This is a genomic window from Candidatus Methylacidithermus pantelleriae (assembly GCF_905250085.1).
Taxonomy (GTDB): domain Bacteria; phylum Verrucomicrobiota; class Verrucomicrobiia; order Methylacidiphilales; family Methylacidiphilaceae; genus Methylacidithermus; species Methylacidithermus pantelleriae.
The window spans coordinates 1-3,352 of the sequence record NZ_CAJNOB010000057.1; the positions used below are offsets into that span (position 1 = coordinate 1).

The window sequence follows — 3,352 nt, forward strand, 5'->3', positions numbered from 1 at the left end:
TGATCTACGAGAGGCCAAGCTCTAAGAGCTTTTCTCGCCATCTTCCCAAAAGACCGAAAGCTTTGGCTTACCGACCGTCAACTGATGGAGGTGGAAGGTAAGAGGGTTCGATAGGTCATTGCTGGAGGAAAATGGTTTTCAAAGGGAGAACGGAAAGCGGTAACAGAGGGTTTTCGAAGGGGTTGGAACCAGCTTAGAAAGCGCGGCTTTCGAAAATGAAAATGGCGGGCGCGAACGGGACCAAGATCCGCACCTATGGAAGTTGAAAGGTAAAAGGATCGCGATGTGACTTATCAGGTGGCTGAAAAGCCTGTAAAAGCTTTTGCACGACGATGGAAAAGGACACTTTGACCCAAGGCGATAGGGAAAGACTGGGACAGCCCTATTTGGACGAAGAGAGGCAGCGGTGGGGAAGGCGATAAAAGGCAACCGGGCGATTGTATTTGGGATTTGGGTATTCGGGACGACTGCGCCGCTGAATTGCGCTACCCTTCGCGAAACTCTCTTTTGGCAAGAAAATGGACACAAAGAAGCCATTACCCTTTGGGTTTCTGGCAAACAATTCCGGGTAGACCGTCCGGCCGAGGCTCTTTCTGTACTCTTTGATCCAGAAACTGAGCGATTCACCGGGCTGGAACACCGAGACGGCCGTTACTGGGCGTTTTGCTGGAGCAAAATCGAAAAACTGTGCCGAAATACGGAACAAGCCAAAGAGATCATGTCAGTAAGTCCCTGGCCGGAGGAGAGGAGGTCTCCCCCTTTCTACCCCCCGTCCGTGCAGGGACCAGACAGAGATCTTTGGCATGGAAAGAAGCTTGTATGGCGTCCCGTGCCGAATGGAGAAAAGGATCAACGTTTTCTATGGAAAGCGGTCGATCCTGAGCGGGGAAGCTTGGAAGCTTGGTGCGTTCCCTCCTTAAGCCAGGAATGGCAAGGTATCGTTGGCCCCGTTTGCCGAGCAACCAGACGCCTTCGAATAGCCGTGATTCGCTCCCTTTTTCCGGAAAAGGTGATCACGGTTTGGGAAACGCTTCCTCTCAAAGCAGGACAGCCCGTGGAAGTTGTTTGGACCGAGCCAAAGAAAATCTCTGCAAGGCTTATCCGAGAAGTCCTAACAGAGCCTAATCCGCGCCTGTTTCAGGTGCCCTCCAATTACGTACCTACTCACTTGGCGGCCCTAGAAGGTTTAGAGGACTAGCCGGTCATTGCTTTAGGCAAGCTTTAAAGCCCTAGAGAAGCAGAACGTTGTTGCTTGAGAACCGTTCGCGGGTGAAAAAGCGCTCTGCCAGGGCACAGCACCTCCAGAGAGATGGCCCCACCCGCTTCAACCGATTTGTTCGTCCTCAGTGTTAGAGCGGTCGCGCCACGAGCCCACAAGAAGTCACGCCTTTTTGAACCTCTTCCGGTGCCAAAAGGAAGTCTGTGCGGTCGACTGGTTGTGGGTCCAATAAGCCGGATCGCCCGCGCAGCCGTCTCGAGAGAAGGCCCGTCTCGAAATTGGCGAGCGATGAGCCATATTCGGAACGGCATGCAAAACTGCTGACCCAAAGAATTAGGGGGAAGGTCTGCGCGTAGCCCGAGGCCGCTTGCACCGCCTGCGCACCGACCCTATCGCCTGAGGATGGGGGTCCAGTTACTCCCGATCATGGAGAAACAAAAACTCGATACGAATACCCCTGCTTCGACACCACAGGGCAAAGGCTTCCTCATGACAGGGAAACGAAAACGATCCACAAACGGGAACACAATCTGCCAGTTTGCTGGGGGCTGCTTCCTTTATTCTCAGAGGTATCACGCCAGAGCGCCTATGGACCTCCCTGCGACTGGAACCGCCTTCTACCGTCGAACCGAACCAAGAGAGCTAGGAAGCAGTAACCGGCCCAGAGCAAGGGCAAGACGATCGGACCGGAACACCATCGAGCGTCGATCCCATCCCCGGTTACAGGTTGCAACTAACCTAAGGTTTCGTCACCATGGAAAAGTACCAAGAGGTCAGCTCCAGGAAAACACCTCATGTACCGGGCGATTCAGATCCTTGCCCAGTGGCTCTGCTGCCTTTTTGCCCTGGCTTTTCTTGTCATATGCGGGTGGGTATACGTATGGATTCGTCACGGCTGGAACGCTCGCGAAATACCATCCCGGGCTGAAGTCGTCCTAGCCCGAACCATACGTTGGCTGTCCATTCCCAAGGAAGCCAAGGAAGCGAAAAATCCGTTTGCTCCTAGTCCGGAACTTTTGAAGGAAGCTCGACGTCATTTCGCCGACCACTGCGCTCTGTGTCACGCCAATGACGGGAGCGGAGACACACCCGTTGGGCGAAACCTCTACCCAAAGCCTTTGGATCTTCGCTCCCCAGAAGTCCAGAAGGAGACCGATGGAGAGCTCTATTACATCATCCATAATGGGCTTCGCTTGACCGGCATGCCGGCCTGGGGCGAACCGAATGAAGATCCTGACAGCTGGAAATTGGTCCTCTTTATCCGTCACCTCCCACAACTAACCGAAGAAGAGAAAAAGGAGATGGAAAAATGGAATCCGAAGAATCCCCAGGAACGTGCGGAGGAAGAGGAGGAAGAAAAATTCCTGCAAGGCCAATAGCCGGCTAACAAAAACTTGAGAAAAGATGGCAATACAAGTAAAAGTTCCTTATGCGAAAGGTCCTCCTTTTTGTGTGGTTAGCCAGTAGCGTAGGGACCGCCTATGCTCATGGCAATTTCGAGCACATCCTGGGAACGATCAAAGAGGTCCATCCTGGAACAATCCTTGTGGAAACACGACAGCACCAAATTCGCACGGTAAGCCTTCCTGACAAGGTCCCTATCCTCCAAGACGGTCATTCCATTTCGTGGAAGGATCTTAAACCAGGGCAAAGGGTGGTGATTCACGCAAAGAAAAGTGCTGCTGTCCTTCAAGCTCATGAAGTGAAGGTCGGGAAAGCCCCATAGGTCAGGCGGTCAGTGGTAGAGGCTCCGCAGCCGCGTTTCCGGCGATTCTTTCGGGGAAAAAGCCTTGTAGGTCTAAGGGACTGTGAAAGGATACTTTTCTTTTTTGGGCTCTACTCCAGATAAGCTAGCTCTTCTCTTACAAACCTTTTGAACCTCGCTACCAAGGCATACCTGGCGCCTCCGTTCTCAAGCTTGTGGCGTACGGGCCAATAGGGCGGAGTCATGTAGTCATCTCTACTTTCATTTCAACACCGTTTGAAGGTAGATTCCTGTCGCCGAGCGAGTGAAGGTTTTTGTCCTGCCTCCTTGATTCACTTGGGCCCGTGAGAAAACAGAGCAAGCAGGCCCAGTTTTTTGGGCTAGCTCGTTTCCTTCTTTGGGCATTTCGCAGCGCATTCGGCGCTCTA

At 52.9% G+C, this 3,352-nt stretch carries 3 protein-coding genes; all 3 read left to right on the plus strand.

The window, feature by feature from the left end:
- Nucleotides 1-406 precede the first annotated feature (406 nt).
- Nucleotides 407-1,198 (plus strand): hypothetical protein, encoded by a 792-nt coding sequence (locus KK925_RS09835; protein ID WP_174583567.1) that lies wholly within the window; start codon nt 407-409, stop codon nt 1,196-1,198.
- A gap of 815 nt (nt 1,199-2,013) precedes the next feature.
- Complete coding sequence (locus tag KK925_RS09840) at nt 2,014-2,598, plus strand: c-type cytochrome (protein ID WP_174583568.1); 585 nt, start codon at nt 2,014-2,016, stop codon at nt 2,596-2,598.
- Between the two features lie 50 nt (nt 2,599-2,648).
- Nucleotides 2,649-2,945 carry a hypothetical protein gene (locus KK925_RS09845; protein ID WP_174583569.1) on the plus strand — a complete coding sequence of 99 codons (297 nt, stop codon included), beginning with the start codon at nt 2,649-2,651 and terminating at the stop codon, nt 2,943-2,945.
- The last annotated feature ends 407 nt before the right edge of the window (nt 2,946-3,352 follow it).